This is a genomic window from Glycomyces sp. TRM65418, from assembly GCF_019710475.1.
Lineage (GTDB): Bacteria > Actinomycetota > Actinomycetes > Mycobacteriales > Micromonosporaceae > Glycomyces.
The window spans coordinates 818,687-840,501 of record NZ_JAJFAX010000001.1 but is presented as its reverse complement, the minus strand read 5'-3'; the positions used below and the strand labels follow the sequence as shown (position 1 = coordinate 840,501).

19 protein-coding genes and 1 pseudogene are annotated in these 21,815 nt (G+C 69.7%); 15 read left to right on the top strand and 5 right to left on the bottom strand.

The window, feature by feature from the left end; all coding sequences use genetic code 11:
• Positions 1–34: 34 nt before the first annotated feature.
• Complete coding sequence (locus tag K3N28_RS03870; RefSeq protein WP_228091154.1) at positions 35–253, top strand: hypothetical protein; 219 nt, start codon at positions 35–37, stop codon at positions 251–253.
• Here the strand turns inward: K3N28_RS03870 and K3N28_RS03865 are convergent.
• The 3 genes and pseudogenes from K3N28_RS03865 to K3N28_RS03855 all read right to left on the bottom strand — a co-directional run bounded on the left by K3N28_RS03865 (position 238) and on the right by K3N28_RS03855 (position 3,021).
• Entirely contained in the window at positions 238–1,749 is a 1,512-nt protein-coding gene (locus K3N28_RS03865) for a YifB family Mg chelatase-like AAA ATPase (protein ID WP_228091387.1), read from the bottom strand. The genes K3N28_RS03870 and K3N28_RS03865 overlap by 16 nt on opposite strands.
• A gap of 97 nt (positions 1,750–1,846) precedes the next feature.
• Positions 1,847–2,065 (bottom strand): annotated as a pseudogene (locus K3N28_RS23460) (YraN family protein); the annotation flags it as partial.
• A gap of 158 nt (positions 2,066–2,223) precedes the next feature.
• The gene (locus K3N28_RS03855; RefSeq protein WP_228091152.1) at positions 2,224–3,021 is read right to left on the bottom strand and encodes a murein hydrolase activator EnvC; all 798 of its coding nucleotides are present in this window, start codon (positions 3,019–3,021) and stop codon (positions 2,224–2,226) included.
• Between the two features lie 457 nt (positions 3,022–3,478).
• On the opposite strand from K3N28_RS03855, the gene rpsB reads away from it, so the two are divergent.
• The 7 genes from rpsB to K3N28_RS03820 all read left to right on the top strand — a co-directional run bounded on the left by rpsB (position 3,479) and on the right by K3N28_RS03820 (position 10,923).
• Positions 3,479–4,282, top strand: coding sequence for a 30S ribosomal protein S2 (gene rpsB, locus K3N28_RS03850; RefSeq protein ID WP_374209692.1), 804 nt, complete (start codon positions 3,479–3,481; stop codon positions 4,280–4,282).
• 11 nt (positions 4,283–4,293) lie between these two features.
• The gene (gene tsf / locus K3N28_RS03845) at positions 4,294–5,106 is read left to right on the top strand and encodes a translation elongation factor Ts (RefSeq protein ID WP_228091150.1); all 813 of its coding nucleotides are present in this window, start codon (positions 4,294–4,296) and stop codon (positions 5,104–5,106) included.
• A gap of 177 nt (positions 5,107–5,283) precedes the next feature.
• Positions 5,284–6,009 carry a UMP kinase gene (gene pyrH / locus K3N28_RS03840; protein WP_228091149.1) on the top strand — a complete coding sequence of 242 codons (726 nt, stop codon included), beginning with the start codon at positions 5,284–5,286 and terminating at the stop codon, positions 6,007–6,009.
• Positions 6,010–6,124: 115 nt separating this feature from the next.
• Positions 6,125–6,682: a ribosome recycling factor gene (gene frr, locus K3N28_RS03835; protein WP_228091148.1), complete on the top strand. Its 558-nt coding sequence runs from the start codon at positions 6,125–6,127 to the stop codon at positions 6,680–6,682.
• Positions 6,682–7,608 (top strand): phosphatidate cytidylyltransferase, encoded by a 927-nt coding sequence (locus K3N28_RS03830; protein WP_228091147.1) that lies wholly within the window; start codon positions 6,682–6,684, stop codon positions 7,606–7,608. The genes frr and K3N28_RS03830 overlap by 1 nt, the downstream gene beginning before the upstream one ends.
• A gap of 99 nt (positions 7,609–7,707) precedes the next feature.
• A complete protein-coding gene (gene rlmN / locus K3N28_RS03825) occupies positions 7,708–8,856 on the top strand; it encodes a 23S rRNA (adenine(2503)-C(2))-methyltransferase RlmN (RefSeq protein WP_228091146.1) in 1,149 nt (382 codons plus the stop codon).
• Between the two features lie 21 nt (positions 8,857–8,877).
• Positions 8,878–10,923, top strand: a complete 2,046-nt coding sequence (locus K3N28_RS03820) for a DivIVA domain-containing protein (RefSeq protein WP_228091145.1) — start codon at positions 8,878–8,880, stop codon at positions 10,921–10,923.
• Positions 10,924–11,053: 130 nt separating this feature from the next.
• Here K3N28_RS03820 and K3N28_RS03815 read toward each other — a convergent pair whose 3' ends face one another.
• A complete protein-coding gene (locus K3N28_RS03815) occupies positions 11,054–11,272 on the bottom strand; it encodes a DUF2631 domain-containing protein (RefSeq protein WP_228091144.1) in 219 nt (72 codons plus the stop codon).
• Positions 11,273–11,401: 129 nt separating this feature from the next.
• Between K3N28_RS03815 and K3N28_RS03810 the strand changes: the two genes are divergently transcribed.
• On the top strand, positions 11,402–12,958 hold the full coding sequence (locus K3N28_RS03810; protein ID WP_228091143.1) for a Rieske 2Fe-2S domain-containing protein: 1,557 nt from the start codon (positions 11,402–11,404) through the stop codon (positions 12,956–12,958).
• 104 nt (positions 12,959–13,062) lie between these two features.
• On the opposite strand, the gene K3N28_RS03805 is transcribed toward K3N28_RS03810, so the two are convergent.
• Positions 13,063–13,830 carry a TetR/AcrR family transcriptional regulator gene (locus tag K3N28_RS03805; RefSeq protein ID WP_228091142.1) on the bottom strand — a complete coding sequence of 256 codons (768 nt, stop codon included), beginning with the start codon at positions 13,828–13,830 and terminating at the stop codon, positions 13,063–13,065.
• 155 nt (positions 13,831–13,985) lie between these two features.
• On the opposite strand from K3N28_RS03805, the gene K3N28_RS03800 reads away from it, so the two are divergent.
• From K3N28_RS03800 to dxr, 6 genes are all read left to right on the top strand, one after another.
• Positions 13,986–16,151 carry an MMPL family transporter gene (locus tag K3N28_RS03800; protein WP_228091141.1) on the top strand — a complete coding sequence of 722 codons (2,166 nt, stop codon included), beginning with the start codon at positions 13,986–13,988 and terminating at the stop codon, positions 16,149–16,151.
• A gap of 216 nt (positions 16,152–16,367) precedes the next feature.
• Positions 16,368–17,369: a carbohydrate ABC transporter permease gene (locus K3N28_RS03795; protein WP_228091140.1), complete on the top strand. Its 1,002-nt coding sequence runs from the start codon at positions 16,368–16,370 to the stop codon at positions 17,367–17,369.
• A complete protein-coding gene (locus tag K3N28_RS03790) occupies positions 17,353–18,246 on the top strand; it encodes a carbohydrate ABC transporter permease (RefSeq protein WP_374209647.1) in 894 nt (297 codons plus the stop codon). Before K3N28_RS03795 ends, K3N28_RS03790 begins: the two co-directional genes overlap by 17 nt.
• Positions 18,247–18,288: 42 nt before the next feature.
• Positions 18,289–19,596, top strand: a complete 1,308-nt coding sequence (locus tag K3N28_RS03785; protein ID WP_228091138.1) for an ABC transporter substrate-binding protein — start codon at positions 18,289–18,291, stop codon at positions 19,594–19,596.
• A gap of 147 nt (positions 19,597–19,743) precedes the next feature.
• On the top strand, positions 19,744–20,589 hold the full coding sequence (gene purU, locus K3N28_RS03780; protein WP_228091137.1) for a formyltetrahydrofolate deformylase: 846 nt from the start codon (positions 19,744–19,746) through the stop codon (positions 20,587–20,589).
• A gap of 35 nt (positions 20,590–20,624) precedes the next feature.
• Positions 20,625–21,809, top strand: a complete 1,185-nt coding sequence (dxr, locus tag K3N28_RS03775) for a 1-deoxy-D-xylulose-5-phosphate reductoisomerase (RefSeq protein ID WP_374209691.1) — start codon at positions 20,625–20,627, stop codon at positions 21,807–21,809.
• Positions 21,810–21,815: the final 6 nt, after the last annotated feature.

Genomic DNA, 21,815 nt, shown 5'->3' with positions numbered 1-21,815 from the left:
TCGGGCGGCATCGCCCACGGTCGTAGTGCCGGCGGTGGTCGATCTCACCTGGGATTCCGCTGGTTCCAGCGGAGCCGGGCGGGATCCTTCGTCGGTGTCGGTGTCGGTGTCGGTGTCGGTGTCGGTGTCGGTGTCGGTGTCGGTGTCGGTGTCGGTGTCGGTGTCGGTGTCGGTGTCGGTGTCGGTGTCGGTGTCGGTGTCGCGCCGTGGCCCTCGCCTCCTGTCGGCCCGCCCTCCTCAGCTCAGGCTGTAGCCCAGGCGCAGTTCGCTCGCGGCCGTCACGTCTGCCGCAGTCGGGACGTCGTGCTCCCGCAGGTCCGCGATCGTCCACGCGAGCTTCAGCACCCGGTCGTAACCCCGCGCCGTGATGCGTTCCTTCATCAGCAGTCCGTCCACGCTCTTCCTCACCGGCGGCGGCAGCCGCCACCGTCCGGACCGGAGCGCCGGCCCCGGCACCTCGCTGTTGCACTGCCACTGCTCGCCCGCCTCGGCCCATCTGGCCGCCGCCGCCTCCCTGGCCCTGGCGACGCGTTTCGCCACCGGCTCGGACGGCTCGGCTTCGGCGACCTCGGCCAAGATCGCCGAGGGCGGTACGGCGGGCAGGTGCACGCGCAGATCGATCCGGTCCATCAACGGCCGCGAAATCCGCGGCAGATAACTCCGCTTCACCTGCGGCGTGCAGGTGCAGTCGTGCGGCTTGTTCGGCGCGCACGGACACGGATTCGCCGCCAGCACCAGAATCACCTTGGCCGGGTAGCGGATCGAGGTGTTCGCGCGCCGGATCCGCACCTCGCCGCACTCCAGCGGCTGCCGCAGCGAGTCGAGCACCGTCCGGCGCCATTCGGGTGCCTCGTCGATGAAGAGCACGCCTCGGTGCGCCAGCGCCAGCGAGCCCGGACCGACGTGGCCATGGCCGCCGCCCACCAGGGCCTGCATGGTCGTCGAGTGATGCGGGGCTTCGAACGGCGCATGGCGGAGGAGCGTCGCCGCACCTCCGGAGAAGCGGCCCCGCAGTGAATGGAGCGAAGTCACCTCCACCGCCTCCGCGTCGGACAGCGGAGGCAGGATCGACGGCAGCCGTTCGGCCAACATGGTCTTCCCCGCGCCCGGGGGACCGACGAGCAGCAGGTGATGCCCGCCTGCCGCGACGATCTCCAGGGCGCGCCGGGCCATCGGCTGACCGCGGACGTCGGCGAGGTCGGGCAGCGGCGGTGGATCCGGCGGCGCCGATCGCACCACCGGGTCCAACGGGGCCTGCCCGAACAGCCAGGCGACGAGCGTCGCGAGATCGCGCGGCGCGTAGACGGTCAGGTCCTCCACCATCGACGCTTCGTCGGCGTTCTCCGGGGAGACGATCGCCGTCCGCAAACCGCACTTCCGAGCCTCCATGAGCGCGGGCAGTGTGCCCGGCACCGGTCGGAGGCCGCCGTCGAGGCCGAGCTCCGCCAGCAGGACCGTGTCGCCCAGCCGCTCTGTCGGCAGGGTGTCGTCGGCGCACATGATGGTCAGGGCCAGCGCGAGGTCGGCGGCCGATCCGGTGGTCGGGACCGACGCCGGCGCGAAGTTGACGGTCACGGACTTGTCCGGGAAGCGCAACGCGGAGTTGGCCATTGCGGATCGCACCCTGGTCTGGGCCTGGCTGACGACGTTGTCGGGGAGCCCCGACATGCGGACCGTGTCCGCTCCCTTCGCGGAGGATTTGAAGACCGAGGCCTCGACCGTGACCGCGACGGCGGTCGCGCCGATCATGCAGACGGTGTTGGTGCGCGCGTAACCCATGGCGGTTCCCCCGGTGGTGTTCGAGTTCGAGGCGCTGCGGGCCGGTGACCGTGAGGGCGAGGCGGTCGATCCGCCACGGTTGGTCGGTCCGGCAGTGTTCCTTCAGCCAGGCGCGGGCGAGGCGTTCGACGCGGTGGAGCTTCTCGCCGTCGACCGCGCCCAGCGAGCCGCCGTGGCGGCGGGAGCGGCGGGTCTTGACCTCGCAGAAGACGACGGTGTCGGCGGCCCGCGCGATGAGGTCGAGTTCGCCGAGGCGGTGTCGCCAGTTGCGGGCGAGGAGCTGCATCCGGTGGCGCTGGAGGTGCGCGGCGGCCAGCTGCTCGCCGAGCCGGCCGAGCTGGTGCGGGCTGAGCCGCCGGAGGTGCACGCCGGGCCCGGGTGCTGTCGGTGGGCCGGCGGTCGGCGTCGCCCGCGGTTCGGACGAGGCGATTGCGGACGGGCGGTTCACGGCCGCTCCTGAGTGCGAGTCGCGGCCCCGGTGGTCGTGTTGCCGAGGACGACCGCCGCTCGGGGCGCTTCCACGGCGTCGCCGGGCCCTTGGCGGTCGCGAGCGAGGTGCGCCGCTGGGAGTGCCGGACGGTCGCCGGCCGTCGAGGGCGCCGCCTCGGCGCGGTCGGCCGCCCGGCCGGGATGGCCCGGACGGGGGAGGAGGCGGACTTTCCCCGATCCGAAGAGCAGCATCGGGTCGAGGTAGAGCGGGCCCCGCTTGAGGCCCAAGTGGAGGCAGAGCGCCTCGGGACAGGAGGCGTGGCCGGGCCGGAGGTGCCCGATGGTCTGGCCTGCGGTCACGGTGTCGCCCGCGGCGACCAGCGGTCGGACCGGTTCGTAGGTGGTGCGCAGGCCGTTCGCATGGACGATGCTGATCACGTCGCGCCCGGCGAGGTCGTCTGCGAAGACCACCGTGCCGGCGCCCGCGGCGGTGACCGGGAGGTCCGCGCTCGCGGCCAGGTCGATCCCGCGATGGCCCGGCAGCCAGCGTTGGGGCGGAGGGTCGAAGCGGGTGAGGAGGTCCAGGCTGCCGACCGGAGACCTCCAGGACCCGGAGGCCGCCGATGGTCCTGTGTCGGTTTCGGCGGGGGCCCGGTCCGCCACGGCCGCTGCGGCGAGGCCTGCGGCATCGTGGAGGGTGATCGGCGGGCCGGGAGGTCCGGCTTCGGCGAGGGTCGGGGTGAGGATCGCCGTGGCGGCCAGGAGCGATGCGGTGATGAGACCGAGGACCATTGCGTTGTGTAGTTGTCGCATGACTCAATGCTGACGCCGGCGCCCGGTTCCGACAAGAAAAAGTTCGGCGCCTGTGGATAACTTCGTTCGCGTGGTCTCCACCTGTGTAGACGTATGTGATCGTATTAATCTTTTTGAGTATTTCTGTCGGCTTGCGCCTTCGCGGCCTCGGATTGCCTCAGTCACTGCCGTCCACCGCGTTCGTGGTGCGCCCACTGCTCCAAGTACACTGATCGGAGCGGTACGGCGCCCTCGTGCGCCGAACCGACTTCGCGCGCTCGCCGCGGCCCGACCTCCATCGCTCGCTCCTTCACGGCGCGCTGCGACGGCGCGGTCCGGCCCTCGCGATCTCCCAGGTCCGGGATTTCCCGGTTGCAGATCGTCAGAGGTGGGCGCCAGGCGCGGGTCGCCCGGACTTCGGGCGGTTCCCGCGAATGAACCAGGGAACGAAAGGAACACAACCGTGCCGGTTGTCACCATGAGGCAGCTGCTCGAGAGCGGCGTGCACTTCGGCCACCAGACCCGTCGGTGGAACCCGAAGATGAAGCGGTTCATCCTCACCGACCGCAACGGCATCTACGTCATCGACCTGCGCCAGACGGTCGACTACGCGGCCAAGGCCCACGACTTCGTCAAGAACGTCGTGGCCGAAGGCGGCGAGGTCCTGTTCGTGGGCACCAAGAAGCAGGCCCAGGAAGCGGTGGCCGAGCAGGCCCAGCGCGTCGGGATGCCCTTCGTGAACCACCGCTGGCTCGGCGGCATGCTCACCAACTTCCAGACCATCCAGAAGCGCCTCATGCGCCTCAAGGAACTGGAGATCATCGAGGCCAACGGTGCGGCCAACCGCACCAAGAAGGAAATGCTCCAGCTCATGCGCGAGAAGGACAAGCTCGAGCGCACGCTCGGCGGCCTCCGCGACATGGAGAAGACCCCGGCCGCGATCTGGATTGTGGACACCAAGAAGGAGCACATCGCCGTCGACGAGGCCCGCAAGCTCGGCATCCCCGTCGTCGCGATCCTCGACACCAACTGCGACCCCGACGAGGTCGACTTCCCGATCCCCGGCAACGACGACGCGATCCGCTCCGTCGCCCTGCTGACCAAGGTCATCGCCGACGGCGCCGCCGAAGGTCTCATGGCCCGCTCCGGCGGCCAGGTCGAGAAGGGCGAGGGCGAGCCCCTCGCCGACTGGGAGAAGGACCTCCTCTCGGCCGAGAACACCGAAGACTCCGTGAAGGTCGTCGAGCCGTCCGGCGAGAAGACCGTCGAAGACGAGAAGTAAGAAGGGGAGCAATGGCCAACTTCACGATGGCTGACGTCAAGAAGCTCCGGGAAGCCACCGGCTCCGGGATGATGGACGTCAAGAAGGCCCTCGAAGAGGCGGACGGCGACTACGATGCCGCCCTTGAGGCCCTTCGCATCAAGGGCGCCAAGGACGTGGGCAAGCGCGCCGAGCGCACCACCGCCCAGGGCCTGGTCGCCCAGTCCGGCAACACGCTGCTCGAGCTGCTGTGCGAGACCGACTTCGTCGCCAAGAACGGCGCGTTCATCGAGCTCGCCCAGACCCTGGTCGAGCTGGCCGACGAGGTCCGCCCCGCGGACGCCGAGGCCTTCGCCAAGGCCGAGCTCGACGGCAAGTCCGTCGCCGAGGTCGTCCAGGAGGAGTCGGTCAAGCTCGGCGAGAAGCTCGCCGTCGGCCGCGTCGGCTCGCTCGAAGGCGACGTCGCGGTCTACATGCACCGCAAGGCCGCCGACCTCCCGCCGGCCGTCGGCGTCCTCGTCGCCTACACCGGTGACGCCGAGTCCGCCCGCCAGGTCGGCATGCAGGCCGCCGCGATGCGCCCGAAGTTCCTCGCCCGCGAAGAGGTCCCCTCGGAGACCGTCGAGGCCGAGAAGCGCGTCGCCCTGGAGCAGGCCAAGGAAGAGGGCAAGCCCGAGCGCGCCTGGGACAAGATCGTGGAAGGCAAGGTCAACGCCTACTACCGCGACTTCGTCCTGCTCGAGCAGAACTCGGTCATCGACAACAAGAAGACCGTGAAGCAGGTCCTCGCCGAGGCGGGCACCGAGGTCACCGGCTTCATCCGCTTCGAAGTCGGCCAGGAGTAGCGAGCGGTCCGCAGACGCGGACTACACTGGCTCCAGCCGTAAGCAGGGAAGGGGCGGCGGCGCAGGCCGCCGCCCCGTTCCATGCCCGTCGAAAGCACCGTGTCGCAAGCGCTGCCGGGTGCGAGCAGTAGGGTCGGCGGCAAGCCGTCAAGGGGTCCGTCAGAGCAGGGGAGTGCCATGAGTGAAGCCAACTACCGCCGGGTCGTGCTGAAACTGTCCGGGGAGTCCTTCGGCGGCGGGTCCGTCGGCGTCGACCCCGACGTCGTCCAGGGCGTCGCCCGCCAGATCGCGGCCGGCGTGGCCGAGGGCGTCCAAGTGGCGGTAGTCGTCGGCGGCGGCAACTTCTTCCGCGGCGCCGAACTCCAGCGCCGCGGCATGGACCGCGCCCGCGCCGACTACATGGGCATGCTCGGCACCGTCATGAACTGCCTCGCCCTCCAGGACTTCCTGGAGAAGGAAGGCGTCGACACCCGCGTCCAGACCGCCATCGCCATGGCCCAGGTCGCCGAGGCCTACCTGCCGCTGCGGGCCATCCGCCACCTCGAGAAGGGCCGCGTCGTCATCTTCGGCGCCGGCGCCGGCATGCCGTACTTCTCCACCGACACCGTCGCCGCCCAGCGCGCCCTGGAGATCGGCGCGCAGGTCGTCCTCGTCAGCAAGAACGGCGTCGACGCGGTCTACACCGCCGACCCCAAGTCCGACCCCGACGCGCAGCGCCTCGACGACATCACCTTCGACGAGGCCCTCAAGCGCGAACTCATGGTCGTCGACCAGGCGGCCTTCAGCCTCTGCAAGGACAACAGCCTGCCGATGCTCGTGTTCGGCGCCGACGACGACGGCAACCTGCGCCGCGCCCTCGTCGGCGAGCAGCTCGGCACCCTCATCCACGCCGCCGACGCCTGAGCTCGCCCGCGGCCGCGGACCAGGCCGCACTCGAGGACATCCACGCCACCGAGGACCGACAGCGGGACGGTACGGTCAGAAGTGCTGTCAGGCCGCGAGAGAATGTGAGAAAGCCGTGATTGACGACGCCCTCCTCGAAGCCGAGGAGAAGATGGAGCGGGCCATCGAGCACGCCAAAGAGGAATTCGCCGCCATCCGCACCGGCCGCGCCTCCTCCGCCATGTTCAACCGGATCACCGTCGACTACTACGGGGCCCCCACTCCGGTGCCGCAGGTCGCCTCGATCACGATCCCCGAGCCGCGCATGGTCATCGTCAAGCCCTTCGACGCCTCCCAGATGAAGGACATCGAGGACGCGATCCGCAACTCGAACCTCGGCGTCAACCCCTCCAACGAGGGCACCCAGCTCCGGCTGAACCTGCCCCCGATGACCGAGGAGCGCCGCCGCGAGATGATCAAGGTGGCCCGCACCAAGGGCGAGGACGCCAAGATCGCCATCCGCAACGTCCGCCGCAAGGCCAAGGACGAGATCGGCAAGGCCGTCAAGGACGGCGAGGTCTCCGAGGACGAGGGCCGCTCGGGCGAGAAGGAACTCGACGACCTCACCGGCCGCTTCACCGGCATCGTCGACGAGCTCGTGAGCTCCAAAGAGTCCGAGTTGCTCGAAATCTGATGAGCGCGCTCCCCGACGGTTCGACCGGCCGTCGCCCCCGACCGTCTCCGGAGGGGCGAGGGCCCGGCGCCGCCGAGCCCGGCCCCGAGGACCGGAAGCCCAAGGCCGGCCGGAACCTGCCCGTCGCCATCGGCGTCGGGCTCGGCATGGCCGCGGTCGTCCTGGCCTCCCTCCTCTTCGAACCCGTCGCCTTCCTCGGCGTGGCCGTCGTCGGCGTGGCCGTCGCCTGCTGGGAGACCGGCACCGCGATGCGCAAGGGCGGCAAGAACGTCCCCGTGTTCCCGCTGGCGGCGGCCGGCGTCCTCATCGTGGTCCTCGCCTGGTTCGGCGGCGCCACCGGCCTCCTGCTCGGCACCGCCGTCGGCGTGGCCGCCCTGTTCGTGTGGCGGCTCTCCGAAGGCGCCACCGACTACCGCACCGACGTGTCGGCGGCCGCCCTGGTGCTCCTCCAGGTCCCGTTCCTGGCCGGGTTCATCATGCTCCTGGCGACCTCCGAGAACGGCTCGGCCCGCCTCATCGACGGCGCCGCCGCGCAGGTCCTCATCGCGCTGTTCGCCGTGGTGTGCTCCGACACCGGCGGCTACGCCGCCGGGGTCCTCATCGGCCGGCACCCGATGACGCCGCGCATCAGCCCCAAGAAGTCCTGGGAGGGCCTGGGCGGCTCGGTCGCGGCCGCCGCCCTCGGCGGCTCGGTGACGCTCTGGTTCTTCTTCGGCGTCCCCTTCCCGCTGGGCGTGGCGTTCGGCGTGTGCGTGGCCCTGGCCGCTACGTTGGGGGACCTGTCCGTCTCGTTGCTGAAACGGGACCTCGGCATCAAGGACATGAGCAATATCATCCCCGGACACGGCGGGGTCATGGACCGGCTCGACTCGATCCTCATGGTCGCGCCCGTGGCTTACGTGTGGTTCCGCTATCTGCTCGGGTGATGCGTCCTGATTGGTGTATCCGTTGAAGGAGGGTCGGGGTGAATTCCATGATCCAGGGTTGGCGGGTTCCGGTCCTGTCATGCGAGACTAGGTCGTGACATGTCTGTAGCACTCACGTTGACCGAACCGCGCCCCCGCAAGGCCGCGCCGCGACACCTCGCCGATCTCGACCTGGCCGGGTGCCAATCCGTCCTCTCCGAGATCGGGCAGCCCGCCTTCCGCGCCAAGCAACTGCGCCAGCAGTACTTCGGCCGCCACGTCGGCGACGCGTCGCTCATGACCGACCTTCCGGCCGCCTCCCGCGAGGCCATCGGCGAGGCGCTGCTCCCGCGGCTCCTCAGCCCGGTCCGCGTCGACTCGTGCGACGACGGCCGCACCGTCAAGGCCGTCTGGCGCCTCTACGACGGCGCGCTCGTCGAGAGCGTCATCATGGCCTACCCCGACCGGGTGACCGCCTGCGTCTCCTCCCAGGCCGGCTGCGGCATGGCCTGCCCGTTCTGCGCCACCGGCCAGGGCGGCCTCGACCGCAACCTCACCACCGCCGAGATCGTCGACCAGGTGGTCGCCGCGGCCCGCCTCGCGACCGAACGCGGCCTGGGGCGGCTGTCCAACATCGTGTTCATGGGCATGGGCGAGCCGCTGGCGAACTGGGCCCGGCTCAAGAGCGCCCTGCACCTCATCACGGCTCCGGTGCCCGACGGGATCGGCCTCTCGGCCCGCAACGTCACCGTTTCCACGGTCGGGCTGGTGCCCACCATCAAGAAGCTCTCGGAGGAAGGCCTGCCGGTGACGCTGGCGGTCTCGCTCCACGCCCCCGACGACGAGCTGCGCGACGAGCTCGTCCCCATCAACACCCGCTGGAAGGTCGCCGAGGTCTTGGAGGCGGCCTGGGAGTACGCTCGGGTGACGAAACGTCGTGTTTCGATCGAGTACGCGATGATCAGGGATGTGAACGACCAGCCCTGGCGTGCGGACCTCCTCGGGAAGCTGCTCGCGGGCAAACTCGTCCACGTGAATCTGATCCCTCTGAACCCCACGCCGGGGAGCCGCTGGGACGCCAGTCCCAAGCCGGTTGAGGCGGAGTTCGTACGGCGGCTGCGTGCCGCGGGTGTGTCCACGACGGTGCGCGATACGCGCGGCCAAGAGATCGACGGCGCCTGCGGGCAGCTGGCCGCTTCGGTCCGGGAGGCCGGCACGCCCGGCCGCGCCGGAGCGAAGACGCTCGGCGCCGCCGGCGCTGCGGATTAGGCGGAGAAGGGTGGCTTGGTAGTGGCGAGTCATGGTGACCGGTTCCGGCGCCGGGCGTTGAGCCGGGGCTACAAGGTCGACGAAGTCGACGCGTTCCTGGACCGCGTGGAGGCGACGCTCGCCGGCGAGCCGGTGGGCAGCCCCGTGTCGGCCGACGAGGTCGACGACGTCGTCTTCAGAGTCCGCTTCGGCGGCTACGACGAGTGGCAGGTGGACGTCTACCTCGACCGGGTCGCGCGTCAGCTCGCCGAGCTCGAGGAGCGCGGCGTTCTCGGCACCGCCCCCGCTCCCGACTACGGCAAACCCGACGCGACGGGACCCGGCGCTCCGATGGGCGGCCGCAACTACGACGAGCCCCCGGCGCAGGCCGTCGGTGCCCGGCGCGCCCCCGAAGCCCAGGCGACGCAGGTCATTCCCGCTGCGACGCAGGCGATCCCCGCACACGATCTGATGGCCGCCCGCGAGATGGCCCCGCCGCCGCCCGCTCCCGAGCCGGTCGGCCGCGGACGCGCCGCCCGCGCGGCGGCCCCCCCTCCTCCGGACAACGAGGGCTTCGGCGACCTGCGCGGCGACGACGACGAGGGCTTCGGCTTCCTCGCCGGCCCGCCCGGCGACGACTACGACGACCCGTTCGCGCAGCGCAACGGCGCCGGACGCAGCGGCGGCGGCCAGGACTACGGTCGCGGCGGCCCCGGCGAGTTCGGTCCCGGACAGGGCGACTTCGGTCCGCCGCAGAACGAGTTCGGGTCTCCCCGGGACGAGTTCGGACCGGGCCAAGGCGAGTTCAGCGCCCCCCGCAACCCCAACGGCGGCGGCTTCGGTCCGCGCGGGGGCGCCCCGGAACCGGCCGTCTACGGCAGCGAGTACGGCGGCCCTCGTGCTCCTGAGAACGAGTACGGCAACCCGCGCGGTCCCGAACCGGTCCGCGGGGAGTTCGCGCCGCCGGCGCAGCCGGGCCCGCGCACCGGGATGCCGATGCACGACGGCCCGCAGGCCGGGCCCACGCCCCACGGCGCCACCGAGCAGCTGCCCGTCCAGTCCGACCCGCGCCGCCCCGGCTTCACGCCGAAGGAGGCTCCCGGCGGGTACGGTCCGAACGAGGGCCCCGGCGGGTACGGCCCCAACGACGCGCCCGGCGTGTACGGGCAGAGTCAAGGCCGCCGGTCCGCGCCCGATCCCGCCCCCGGGTTCGGCGCGGCGTACGACGACGAGTTCAGCGACACCGGCAGCCGCCGCGCGACGCCGCAGCCGCCCCCGCAGGGCGGCCACCAGGGTCCGCCGAGCGGCTCGGTGCCGCAGGCGGGGCGCTACAGCCAGCCCGAGCCCGAGCCGATGCCGCCCGCGGCGCCGACCCAGGCCATCCCGCAGAACCTCGTGCCGGGCATGGGCCAGGGCCCGATGAGCCGCCCCGAGCCGCCGCAGCCCGAGCCTTACGGGACCCAGCGCGGCCGCGACTACGGTCAGGGATTCGGCCAGCAGCAGGAGGACACCGGTTACGGCCGCCGCGCGGCCGCGCCCAGTCCGCCCGTGCCGCAGCAGGGCTTCGACCGCGGGCAGCAGCACGAACCCGGCGGCGGCTTCGGCGGTCCTCCCACACCGCCGCCCGGCCCCGCCGACAACGGCTTCGCGCCCGGACCCGGGCCCGATCCGGCGTTCGGCCAACCCGCCCCGCGCGGGGCGGCCACACCGCCCGACTTCGGCCGCCGCAACCCCTACGAGGGGCGAGGCGCGTTCGAGGCCCCCGGCCGCCACGGCCGCGAGGAGATGACGACCGAGATGCGGGCGTCCGACTCGCCGTTCACCCCGGAGGACGTGCAGCGCCTGGAGCAGATGCGCCGGGCCTTCCAGCCGCGGCGCTTCGGCTCCGGCTACGACCCGAGCCAGGTGGACCAGATGTTCGACGCGGTCTCCGCGGCGATGACCGGCCGCAACCCGGTCCCGCTCTCGGACCGCGAACTCGACACGAGCCAGTTCTCGCTGGTCCAGGGCGGCTACTTCGAGGCCGAAGTCGACTCGGCGCTGCGCGAGGTGCGCGAGATGTTCGCCCGCCGCGGGATGATGCGCTAGCCGCCGCAACCGACGGACGAGGAGGCGGGACCGCGACAGCGGTCCCGCCTCCTTCGCGTCACGGGGAGGACGACGGGACCGGCTGCATCGCAGCCGGTCCCATGAACGTTCTGGGGCGCTGGAGCCCGGCCTAGCGCAGGCCCCTCTTGCGGAGCCAGGCGTCGGAGACGATGATGCCGAGGAGCACCACCACGGTGATGCCGATGAAGACGTCCTCGACCCAGCCCTGGTGGTTGCCGAACAGGTACGCCAAGTTGATGACGATCGCGACGCTCAGCGCGGTGTACAGGGCCTTGCGGCTGGTGGGCTTGCGCTGATCGGGCGAGAGAATCTGCTCTTCGGCAGCCATGTGGGTTCCTCCAACCTCTCCGTTGATCGGAGACAGTCTCCCACGCCACAAGGGCGAACGTCCCGGCCCCGTCCACGCTGTGACTTGTAGAGTGAACAGTCGTCGTCCTCTGCCTTCGGAAGGGTCACTGTGCGAATCACCGGTACTGGCCACGCCAGCATGTTCATCGAGACCGCAGCGGGGTCGATCCTCTGCGACCCCTGGGTGAACCCCGCTTACTTCGCCTCCTGGTTCCCCTTCCCCGACAACTCCCGGCTCGACTGGGACACCCTCGGCCAGGCCGACTACCTCTACGTCTCGCACCTGCACCGGGACCACTTCGACGAGGAGAACCTCACGAAGCACATCAGCAAGGACACCACCGTCCTGCTGCCCGAGTACCCCACCGCGGAGCTGGAGACGGAGCTGCGGGCCCTGGGCTTCCACAAGTTCATCAAGACCGTCTCCGAGGAGATCGTGGAACTCCCCGGCGGCGTCAAGGTCATGATCCAGGCGCTCACCAGCCCCACCGACGGCCCCATCGGCGACTCCTCGCTCTGGGTCGAGGACGCCGACGGCACCCGCCTGCTCAACCAGAACGACGCCCGCCCCACCGACATGGGCGTGTTCCTCCAGCACGGCAAGATCCACGCCCACCTGCTCCAGTTCTCCGGCGCGATCTGGTTCCCGATGGTCTACGAGCTCCCCGACAACGCCAAGCGCGCCTTCGGGAAGCAGAAGCGCGAACGCGGCTTCGACCGCTCGCTGCGGTACATCGACGACGTCAAGGGCGACTGGGTCTTCCCGATCGCCGGCCCGCCCTGCTTCCTCGACGACGCGCTCTACCAGTTCAACGACGTCTTCGGCGACGAGGGCAACATCTTCCCCGACCAGATGTCCTATGTCGACTGGCTGGAGGAGCAGGGGCGCGACAAGAACATCATCCTGCTGCCCGGCTCGGTGGCCGAGGTCAGCGCCGACGGCACGGCCTCGGTCGAGCACCCCGTGGACGACCTGCGGGAATGGTTCGCGAACAAGAAGCAGCACCTGGACGAGTACAAGGAGCGGATGCAGCCGCGCATCGCCTCCGAGAAGGCCTCCTGGTCCCACCCGGAGATCGACGTCCTGCAGACGCTGCGCGAGCGCATCGAGCCGCTCATGGTCTCGGCCGAGCACATCGCCACCGGTATCGGCGGCCCGGTCCGCTTCGACCTCACCGCGCCCGACTCGGACGAGGTCGTCGAGTCGATCGTCTTCGACTTCCTGGAGCGCAAGATCTACCCCGACGACGGGGCCAAGGTCCGCTACCGCTTCCGCACCGAGCGGCGCCTCATCGAGCACCTGCTCCACATCCGCGAGGTCGACTGGGTCAACTCGCTGTTCCTGTCCTGCCGGTTCACCGCCGCGCGCATCGGCCAGTACAACGAGTACGTCTACGCGTTCTTCAAGTGCCTCTCCGAGGAGCGGATCCAGTACGCCGAGGGCTGGTACGCCGAGCAGCGCCCCGACGACGAGGACATCGTCGTGCAGGGCTGGCAGTTCCAGCGCCGCTGCCCGCACCTCAAGGCCGACCTCTCGGTCTTCGGCAAGGTCGAGGAAGGGGTCCTCACCTGCCAGATGCACGGCTGGAAGTGGAACCTGGGCTCCGGCAAGTGCATGACCTCCGTCGGGCACGACATCAGGAGCGCTCGCGCGGAGGAGGCGTGAATACAGCAGGAGCGCTCGCGCGGAGGACGCGTGAGCACCGCCTGAACGCCAACGCCGACGGGGCCGCTTCGTAGGACGCGTCCGGCCGGGCCCCGCCCGGCCGGTCACTCCTCCATGCCGAAGTCCTTCAGCATGGACTTGATCTGGGCCTTGTAGTACTCCTCGACGTTGTCCCGCACCGGCAGGGACCCGAAGGCCTCCATCGTCACCAGGCCGAACACGCGCACCCACGCCGAGGTGAACGCGAAGACCCACGACAGCGGCAGCCGCTCGCCGATGATCATCCTGGAGCAGCTCTCGATGAGCTCCTGCTTGAGCGATTCGGACATCTCGGGCAGCGTGATCGTGCCGAACTCGAAGCCCTGGCCCTCGGTCTGCTGGTAGAACCGGGCGAGCTCGTGCCCGCACAGCTGGGCGTGCTCCATCGACTTCAGAGTGACCGGGTCGAGGTCCCCGGCTTCGAGGTCCTTCGGGTCCGCGCAGATCGACATCGCGCTGTTGTCCTCGGGATAGCTGATCATGAGCTCGAACTCCCTGCGGTTGCCCACCGCCCAGGCGCGGAAGGCCCACACCCAGGCCTTCATCCGTTCGAGGTGCGCTTCGGGCGGCGCTGCGTCCATCGCGGCCCGCGTCGCGGCGATAAGTTCGTCGTAGAGGTCGCAGCACAGGTCGAGGAGGAGCGCGTCGAGGCTGGTGAAGTAGCGGTAGAGGGCCGCGGGCGTGACGCCGACGTCGCGGGCGACCGCGCGCAGGGAGATCCCGCTGGGCCCCAGCTCCTGCAGCTGGCTCCTGGCGCTCGCCTTGATCTCGGCGATGGTCTCGGCGCGCATCCGTTCGCGACGGGACGGGCCACCCGCGGTGTTCGAAGTCACTGCTCTCCTCAGACTACAACTTAGTTAACGGTGTTGACTCGATAATGGGCATTCATTAAAGTGAACGGCGTTAACCAACTAATCAACGGTCACCATCCTACCGCCGGGCAGCCCTCAAGCACCAGCGGTCACCGCCTCCGCAAGAGGAGAACCATATGTATTCCCTGCTAGGCCGCGCCGTCATCAAAGCGCGCTGGTTCATCGTGGTCGGGATCCTGGGAGTGTTCGCGATCGGCGCGACGTGGGGTCTCGGGGTCTTCGACGAGTTCACCGACGGCGGCTACGTCTCCCAGGACGCGCAGTCGGTCCGCGACGCCGCGGCGATCGAGGAGGAGTTCGGCTCCACCGGCGCCGAGGTCGTCGTCCTGTACGAGTCCGAGACGATGACGGCCGACGACCCGGCCTTCGCGGCCGCCGTCCAGAGCGCCGTCGCGGACATCGCCGCGATCGAGGAGGTGGAGAACGTCCTCTCCTACTACGACACCCGGCTGCCGACCTTCGTGTCCGAGGACGGGCACGCGACCTACGCGGCCGTCTCGCTCACCGGATCCTCCGACGAGGCGCAGGCCGAGGTCTTCGACACGATCGAATCCCAGCTGCGGGAGGCCGGGGACACCGGCGACCTCGAGGTCACCCTCGGCGGGGGCGCAGCCGTCTTCGCCGACCTCAACGAGCAGGTCCAGCACGACCTGGAGATCGCCGAGATGATCTCGATGCCGATCCTCCTGCTCATCATGATCGTGGTCTTCGGCGCCCTCGTGGCCGCCTCGCTGCCGCTGCTCATCGGCGGCATGTCGATCCTCGGCGGCTTCGCGATCACCCGCGTCATCACCGAGTTCACCGACGTCTCGATCTTCGCGGCCAACGTCATCACCATCATCGGCCTCGGCATGTCCATCGACTACTCGCTGTTCGTGCTGCGCCGGTTCAGGGAAGAGCTGGCGGCGGGCCGCGACAAGCGCCGCGCCGTGCTCCACACCGTCGCCACCGCCGGGCGCACCGTCATGGTCTCGGGCCTCATCATCGTCCTGTCGATGGTCGGCCTGCTGCTGGTGGACGTGCCGTTCCTGCACGGCATCGCCTACGGCGTCATGTCCGCCGTCGGCGTCGCCATGCTCTCGGCGCTCGTGGCGCTCCCCGCGATCCTCTACCTGCTCGGCCACCGCGTCGACAAGGGCCGACTGCCCTGGCGGCGCAACAAGGCGCCGAAGACCGACACCGGCTTCTGGCACACCCTCGCCGCCGGCGTCATGCGCCGCCCCGTCCTCGTCCTGCTGCCGGTCCTGGCGTTCATGGCGCTGCTCGCCAGCCCGATCCTCGACGTGCAGTTCGGCGGCGTCGACGAGCGCGACATGCCCGCGGACGCCGAGTCCCGCGTGGTCACCGAGACCCTCGCCGAGGACTTCCCCGGCGGCGGCGAGGAGACCTTCCAGGTCATGGTCACCGGCGAGCCGGAGGCCTGGGACCGCGTGGCCGCCGAACTCGCGGCGCTCGACGCCGTGGACGACGTGCGGCCCGCCGCCGAACCGACCGCGGACGCGATCCTCTACGACGTCGCCTACGACTTCGACCCCTTCAGCGCCGAGGCCCGCGAGCTCATCGAGGACGCCCGCGCCATCGAGGCCGACGGCGCGGACCTCTTCATCACCGGCGGCGCGGCCGACCGGGTCGACATGCTCGACGCGATCGCCGAGGGCCTGCCGTACATGCTCGGCTACATCGTCATCGTCACCATGATCGTGCTGTTCCTCGCCTTCGGGTCGATCGTGCTGCCGATCAAGGCGGTCCTGATGAACGCCGTCTCGCTCGGCGCCGCCCTCGGCGCCGTGGTGTGGATCTTCGGGGAGGGCCACCTGTCGGGCCTGCTCGACTTCACGCCCTCGGGCTACATCGACCCGTCCAACCTGCTGCTCATGATCGCGCTGCTGTTCGCGCTCGCCACCGACTACGAGGTCTTCCTCCTCTCGCGGGTGCGCGAGGAGTGGGACCTGGGGGCCGACAACCGGACCGCCGTCCTGCGCGGCATGCAGTCGACCGGCTCGATCATCACCGCCGCGGCGGCCATCCTCATCGTGGTGGTGGGCGCGTTCGCCTTCAGCGGCATCACCTTCATGAAGATGATCGGCCTCGGCATGGCGATCGCGATCTTCCTCGACGCGACCGTGGTGCGGATGCTCCTCGTCCCGGCCACGATGCGCCTCCTCGGACGCGCCAACTGGTGGGTCCCGGGGCCCCTCGCCAAGCTCTACTCGAAGTACGGCATCAAGGAGACAGACGACTCCGTTGCGGCCGTTGAGGATCGGTCACCGGCTCGAGTCTGACCACCGGGGAACCGCGGCCCGCCCGGATCGCTCCGGGCGGGCCGTTCCGCGTGCCTGGAGTGACGGAAGAGGTGTTCGCTCATCTGTGGGGCCGGTGTCGGACGGCGATGCAAACAATATCCACGAATTTAAGTTGAGCCATTGACAATCGGGCAAGCGGTTGCATAGCCTGATGTGATCTAGGAGCCAACCCCCTCCGAAAGGTCCCAATACCTTATGACCGACAACGATGTCGCTGTGGTGCGCCCGAAGCCGCGCAGCTCGGGTGCCCCTCCCGAGCCCGCGGCCTCCGCACCCTCGCCGAGCCCCAACCGGGCTCGCGGGAAGACCGGCACCACCATCCGCTCCCGCGAGCGGTGGGCCGCCCTGAGCTTCCTCTCGCCCTGGTTGCTCGGCCTCCTGGCCATCACCATCGGCCCCATGATCGCCTCGTTCTACCTGTCGTTCACCGACTACAGCCTCGGCTACGGCGAATGGGTCGGCGGGGAGAACTACGCGCAGATGCTCGACGACCCGCGCCTGGCCCAGTCGATCAAGGTCACCGCGATCTACACGTTCGTGTCCGTCCCGCTCCAGCTCGCGGCCGCGCTCCTGCTCGCGATCATCCTGGACCGGGGCCTGCGCGGCATGGCCTTCTACCGCTCGGTGTTCTACCTGCCCTCGCTCCTGGGCGCCTCGGTCGCCATCGCGATCATGTGGCGCCAGGTCTTCGGCACCGAGGGCCTGGTGAACCAGCTGCTCGCGCTCGTCGGCATCCAGGGCGAGGGCTGGGTCTCCCACCCCGACTACGCCCTGGGGACGCTGATCATCCTGCACGTGTGGACCTTCGGGTCCCCGATGATCATCTTCCTCGCCGGCCTGCGGCAGATCCCGACCATGTACTACGAAGCGGCCAAGGTCGACGGCGCCGGGGTCATGCGACGGTTCTTCAGCGTCACCATCCCGCTGCTGACCCCGATCATCTTCTTCAACTTCGTCCTGCAGATCATCAACTCGTTCCAGTCGTTCACCCAGGCGTTCATCGTCTCCGGCGGCAGAGGCGGCCCGGCCGACTCCACGCTGTTCCTGACGCTGTACCTCTACGACCAGGGCTTCACCCAGTTCAACATGGGCTACGCCTCGGCCATCGCCTGGCTCCTGCTGGCCATCATCGCGATCTTCACCGCGCTCAACTTCCTGATGTCGAAATTCTGGGTGTTCTATGGCGACAATGACTGAGACTCCGACCCCCGCCCGCCCGAAGTCCAAGGGCCGCGAGCGCCATCTCTCCGTCGGCGTCCGACGCTTCGTCTTCCACCTGCTGCTCACCGCGGCGGCGATGGTCATGATCTATCCGCTGCTGTGGATGCTCTCGGCCAGCTTCAAGCCCATCGAGGAGATCTTCTCCGACCCCGGGCTCATCCCCTCGACCTGGGAGTGGAGCAACTACACCGAGGGCTGGAACGCCCTGCCGCACCCGTTCGAGAAGTACATCTTCAACTCGATGGTCATCGTGGCCGGGTCCATCATCGGCAACCTGGTGTCCTGCTCGATGGCGGCCTACGCCTTCGCGCGGCTCCGCTTCCCGATGCGCGGCATGCTCTTCGCGATCATGCTCGGCACCATCATGCTGCCGATCCACGTCGTGATCATCCCGCAGTACATCCTGTTCAACAACCTCGGCTGGGTCGACACCTTCTGGCCGCTCATCGTCCCCAAGCTCCTGGCCACGGACGCGTTCTTCGTGTTCCTCATGGTCCAGTTCATCCGGGGCCTCCCGAAGGAGCTCGACGAGGCCGCCTCGATCGACGGCTGCGGCTACTGGGGCACCTACCTGCGCGTCATCATGCCGCTGTGCATGCCCGCGCTGGCGACGACCGCCATCTTCACGTTCATCTGGACGTGGAACGATTTCTACTCGCAGCTGATCTATCTGCGGGACGTCGACCTCCAGACCGTGCCACTGGCCCTGCGGCTCTTCATGGACTCCACGGGCACGACCAACTGGGGCGCGCTGTTCGCGATGTCGATCGTCGCACTCGGCCCGATCTTCGGGTTCTTCCTCGCCGGCCAGCGGTACCTCGTGCGAGGCATCGCCACCACCGGCATCAAATAACACGGCAACCAACCCTCACATAGTCCTGAAAGGACGAAGACGATGCAGTCATCCAACCCCTCGGGCGTCTCCAGGCGAGCGCTCGCGAAAGCCGGCATCTTCGGTGCCGCGGCCGCACCCCTCCTCGCGGCCTGCGGCAACGACGGCGGCGGGTCCGACGAAGGCGACGGCGAGCTGGACTTCTGGTGGTGGGGCTCGGACCCGCGCCACCAGTACACCCAGCAGATCATCGACGCCTTCACCGCCGCCAACGAGGGCATCACGATCAAGCCCAGCCCGAACGAGTTCGACGCCTACTGGGACGCCCTGAACGTCTCGGTCTCGGGCAACAACGCCCCCGACGTCATGCAGCAGGACGAGCGGTACCTCCGCGACTACGCCGACAAGAACGCCCTGATGGCGTTCGAGGACCTCGACGTGGACCTGTCCAACATCGAAGAGGGCACGCTCGCGACCGGCCAGCTCGACGGCAAGACCTACGGCATCGCCACCGGCGTGAACTCGCTGACGCTCATGGTCAACCCGGTCCTGGTGGAAGCGGCGGGCATGGCCATGCCCGACGACCTCAACTGGACCTGGGCCGACTTCGCGCAGTGGACCACCGACCTCTCGGCCGCGGGCGACGCGATCGGCAACTCGGGCATCTCGTTCAACAACGAGTCGCTGTTCAACGTGTTCGCGCGCCAGCGGGGCGAGAGCCTCTACACGCCGGACGGGAAGCTCGGGTTCACCGAGGCGACCATGAACGAGTGGTGGCAGATGGTCGTCGACCTGCGCGACGCCGGGGCGATCCCCGACGCCACCAGGATCGTCGAGGGCTACGCGGCCGGCCAGGACCAGGCCCCGCTCGCCACCGGCACCGGCGTCTCCGAGTTCTACTGGACCAACCAGGTCGGCGCGATCCAGGAGGTCCTCGGCGGCGACCTGGTGCTCCTGCGCATCCCCGGGGAGACCGCGGGCACCCAGCCGGGCATGTACCTCAAGTCGGCCATGTACTGGTCGGTCGCCCGGACCACCTCGGACCAGGCGGCCGCGGCGAAGCTCGTGGACTTCCTGCTCAACAGCGACGAGTCGATCGACCTCATGCTCGGCGACCGGGGCCTGCCCTCGAACATCGAGCAGCGGGAGCGGATCCTCCCGATGCTGACGCCGGACCAGAAGCTCAGCGCCGACTTCATCGCCGCGCTCACCCCCGACCTGGCCGAGGGCCCGCCGGTGCCGCCGGTCGGCGCGGGCGGCGTCGCCGACATCATGCTGGGCCTGTACGAGACCCTGCTGTTCGACCAGACGACCGTGGAGGAGACCACCACGGCGTTCATCGAGCAGACCAGCACGGCCATCGGCGCCTAGCGACAGCGTGAACCGGGCGGGCCCGGGCGCGGCTCGACAGCCGCGCCCGGGCCCGCGCCGCGCGCCGAGCGGCCGTCGCGGCGGCGTCCCCCGCCGGCGGCCGACGCGGGTCGCCGCCTCACCGGGCCCGTCCGTATCATTGGTGGGATGACCAGCCAGTTCGTGCTCACGCTCTCGTGCCCCGACCGTCTCGGCATCGTGTACGCCGTCTCGGGATTCCTGACCCGCCGCGACGCCAACATCGAGGACTCCCAGCAGTTCTCCGAGCACGCCTCCGGTCGCTTCTTCATGCGAGTGGAGTTCATGACCGCTGCCGAGCGGGACGAACTGGCCGTGGGCTTCGCCGAGATCGCCCGCGAGTTCGACATGGACTGGCAGCTCCACGACCGCGCCGTCAAGCGGCGCGTCCTCATCATGGCCTCCAAGCAGGGCCACTGCCTCAACGACCTCCTGTACCGCTTCCGCATCGGCGCCCTGCACGGCGAGGCCGCCGCCGTCGTCTCCAACCACCCCGACTGGGCCGACCTCGCCGCGTCCTCCGGCGTCCCGTTCCACTACCTGCCCGTCGGCCCGGACGGGAAGGCCGCGCAGGAGCAGCGGATCCTCGACCTCATCGAGTCCGAGCACATCGACACCGTGGTCCTCGCCCGATACATGCAGATCCTCTCCTCGGACTTCTGCGCCAAGCTGCCCGGCAAGATCCTCAACATCCACCACTCGTTCCTGCCGAGCTTCAAAGGCGCCAAGCCCTACCACCAGGCGCACGCCCGCGGCGTCAAGCTCATCGGCGCGACCTGCCACTACGTCACCGCCGACCTCGACGAGGGCCCCATCATCGACCAGGAGGTCGCCCGCGTCGACCACGCGCACAGCCCCGACGAGCTGGTGGCCGCCGGACGCGACCTCGAATCCACCTGCCTGGCCCGGGGCCTCGCCGCCCACCTGGACGATCGCATCCTCCTCAACGGCACCAAGACCGTGGTTTTCCGCTAGCGGATAATGAGTTCGTGACTCTGATCCGCGAGATCGTGCTCCTGGGCTCCACCGGCTCCATCGGCACCCAAGCCATCGACATCGTCCGCGCCAACCCCGGGCAGTACCGCATCGTCGGCATCGGCGCCGGAGGCGGCAACCCGGCGCTCCTGGCCGAGCAGGCCATCGAACTGGGAGTCGACGTCGTGGCGGTCGCCGACGCCAAGGCCGTCGAGGACGTCCAGCTCCGGCTGTTCGCCGCCGCCACCAAGCAGGGCTGGACCTCCGGCGACGCCCGGATCCCGAAGCTCATCGCCGGCCGCTCGGCCATGACCGAACTCGCCGCCTGGCCGTGCCACACCGTCCTCAACGGCATCACCGGGTCCATCGGCCTCGAACCGACCCTCGCCGCCCTCAAAGCCGGACGCCAGGTCGCCCTCGCCAACAAGGAGTCCCTCGTCGCGGGCGGCCCGCTCGTCCGCGAGGTCGCCCGGCCCGGCCAGCTCGTGCCCGTCGACTCCGAGCACTCCGCGCTCGCGCAGTGCCTGCGCTCGGGCGCCATGGAGCGCGTCGCCCGGCTCGTGCTCACCGCCTCCGGCGGCCCCTTCCGCGGCAAGACCCGCGACCAGCTCGCCGAGGTCACCGTCGAGCAGGCCCTCGCCCACCCCACGTGGGCCATGGGCCCGGTCGTCACCATCAACTCCGCGACCATGGTCAACAAGGCCCTCGAAGTCATCGAGGCCCACGAGCTCTTCGACGTCCCCTACGACCGAATCGACGTCGTCGTCCACCCGCAGTCCGTCGTCCACTCCATGGTCGAGTTCACCGACGGCTCCACCATCGCGCAGGCCTCGCCCCCCGATATGCGCCTGCCCATCGGCCACGCCCTCGCTTGGCCCGACCGCCTCCCCGACGCCGCCCGACCCGTCGACTGGACGAAGGCCTGCGACTGGCACTTCGAGCCGCTCGACCGGGTCGCCTTCCCGGCCGTCGACCTCGCCAAGGACGCCGGCCGCGCCGGCGGTCTCATGCCCGCCGTCTACAACGCGGCCAACGAAGAGGCCGTCGCCGCCTTCCGCGACGGACGGCTCCCGTTCCTCGGCATCGTCGACGCCATCGCGGCCGTCCTCGAGGCCGCGCCGGAATTCGGACGACCCGGCAGTGTCGCAGACGTACTCGAGGCGGAGAACTGGGCGCGCGCGAGCGCCCGAAGGCTAGTCTTGGACGCGTCCGAGCGTTAAGAAGGA

What these genes read in the sequence shown, in the direction of transcription:
- purU (WP_228091137.1), top strand. Translation starts at nt 19,744, where the DNA reads ATGACCAGCCAGTTCGTGCTCACGCTCTCGTGCCCCGACCGTCTCGGC.
- K3N28_RS03800 (WP_228091141.1), top strand. Translation starts at nt 13,986, where the DNA reads ATGTATTCCCTGCTAGGCCGCGCCGTCATCAAAGCGCGCTGGTTCATC.
- K3N28_RS03795 (WP_228091140.1), top strand. Translation starts at nt 16,368, where the DNA reads ATGACCGACAACGATGTCGCTGTGGTGCGCCCGAAGCCGCGCAGCTCG.
- K3N28_RS03865 (WP_228091387.1), bottom strand. Translation starts at nt 1,749, where the DNA reads ATGATCGGCGCGACCGCCGTCGCGGTCACGGTCGAGGCCTCGGTCTTC.
- K3N28_RS03855 (WP_228091152.1), bottom strand. Translation starts at nt 3,021, where the DNA reads ATGCGACAACTACACAACGCAATGGTCCTCGGTCTCATCACCGCATCG.
- rpsB (WP_374209692.1), top strand. Translation starts at nt 3,479, where the DNA reads ATGAGGCAGCTGCTCGAGAGCGGCGTGCACTTCGGCCACCAGACCCGT.
- K3N28_RS03815 (WP_228091144.1), bottom strand. Translation starts at nt 11,272, where the DNA reads ATGGCTGCCGAAGAGCAGATTCTCTCGCCCGATCAGCGCAAGCCCACC.
- pyrH (WP_228091149.1), top strand. Translation starts at nt 5,284, where the DNA reads ATGAGTGAAGCCAACTACCGCCGGGTCGTGCTGAAACTGTCCGGGGAG.
- K3N28_RS03785 (WP_228091138.1), top strand. Translation starts at nt 18,289, where the DNA reads ATGCAGTCATCCAACCCCTCGGGCGTCTCCAGGCGAGCGCTCGCGAAA.
- rlmN (WP_228091146.1), top strand. Translation starts at nt 7,708, where the DNA reads ATGTCTGTAGCACTCACGTTGACCGAACCGCGCCCCCGCAAGGCCGCG.
- tsf (WP_228091150.1), top strand. Translation starts at nt 4,294, where the DNA reads ATGGCCAACTTCACGATGGCTGACGTCAAGAAGCTCCGGGAAGCCACC.
- K3N28_RS03790 (WP_374209647.1), top strand. Translation starts at nt 17,353, where the DNA reads ATGGCGACAATGACTGAGACTCCGACCCCCGCCCGCCCGAAGTCCAAG.
- K3N28_RS03830 (WP_228091147.1), top strand. Translation starts at nt 6,682, where the DNA reads ATGAGCGCGCTCCCCGACGGTTCGACCGGCCGTCGCCCCCGACCGTCT.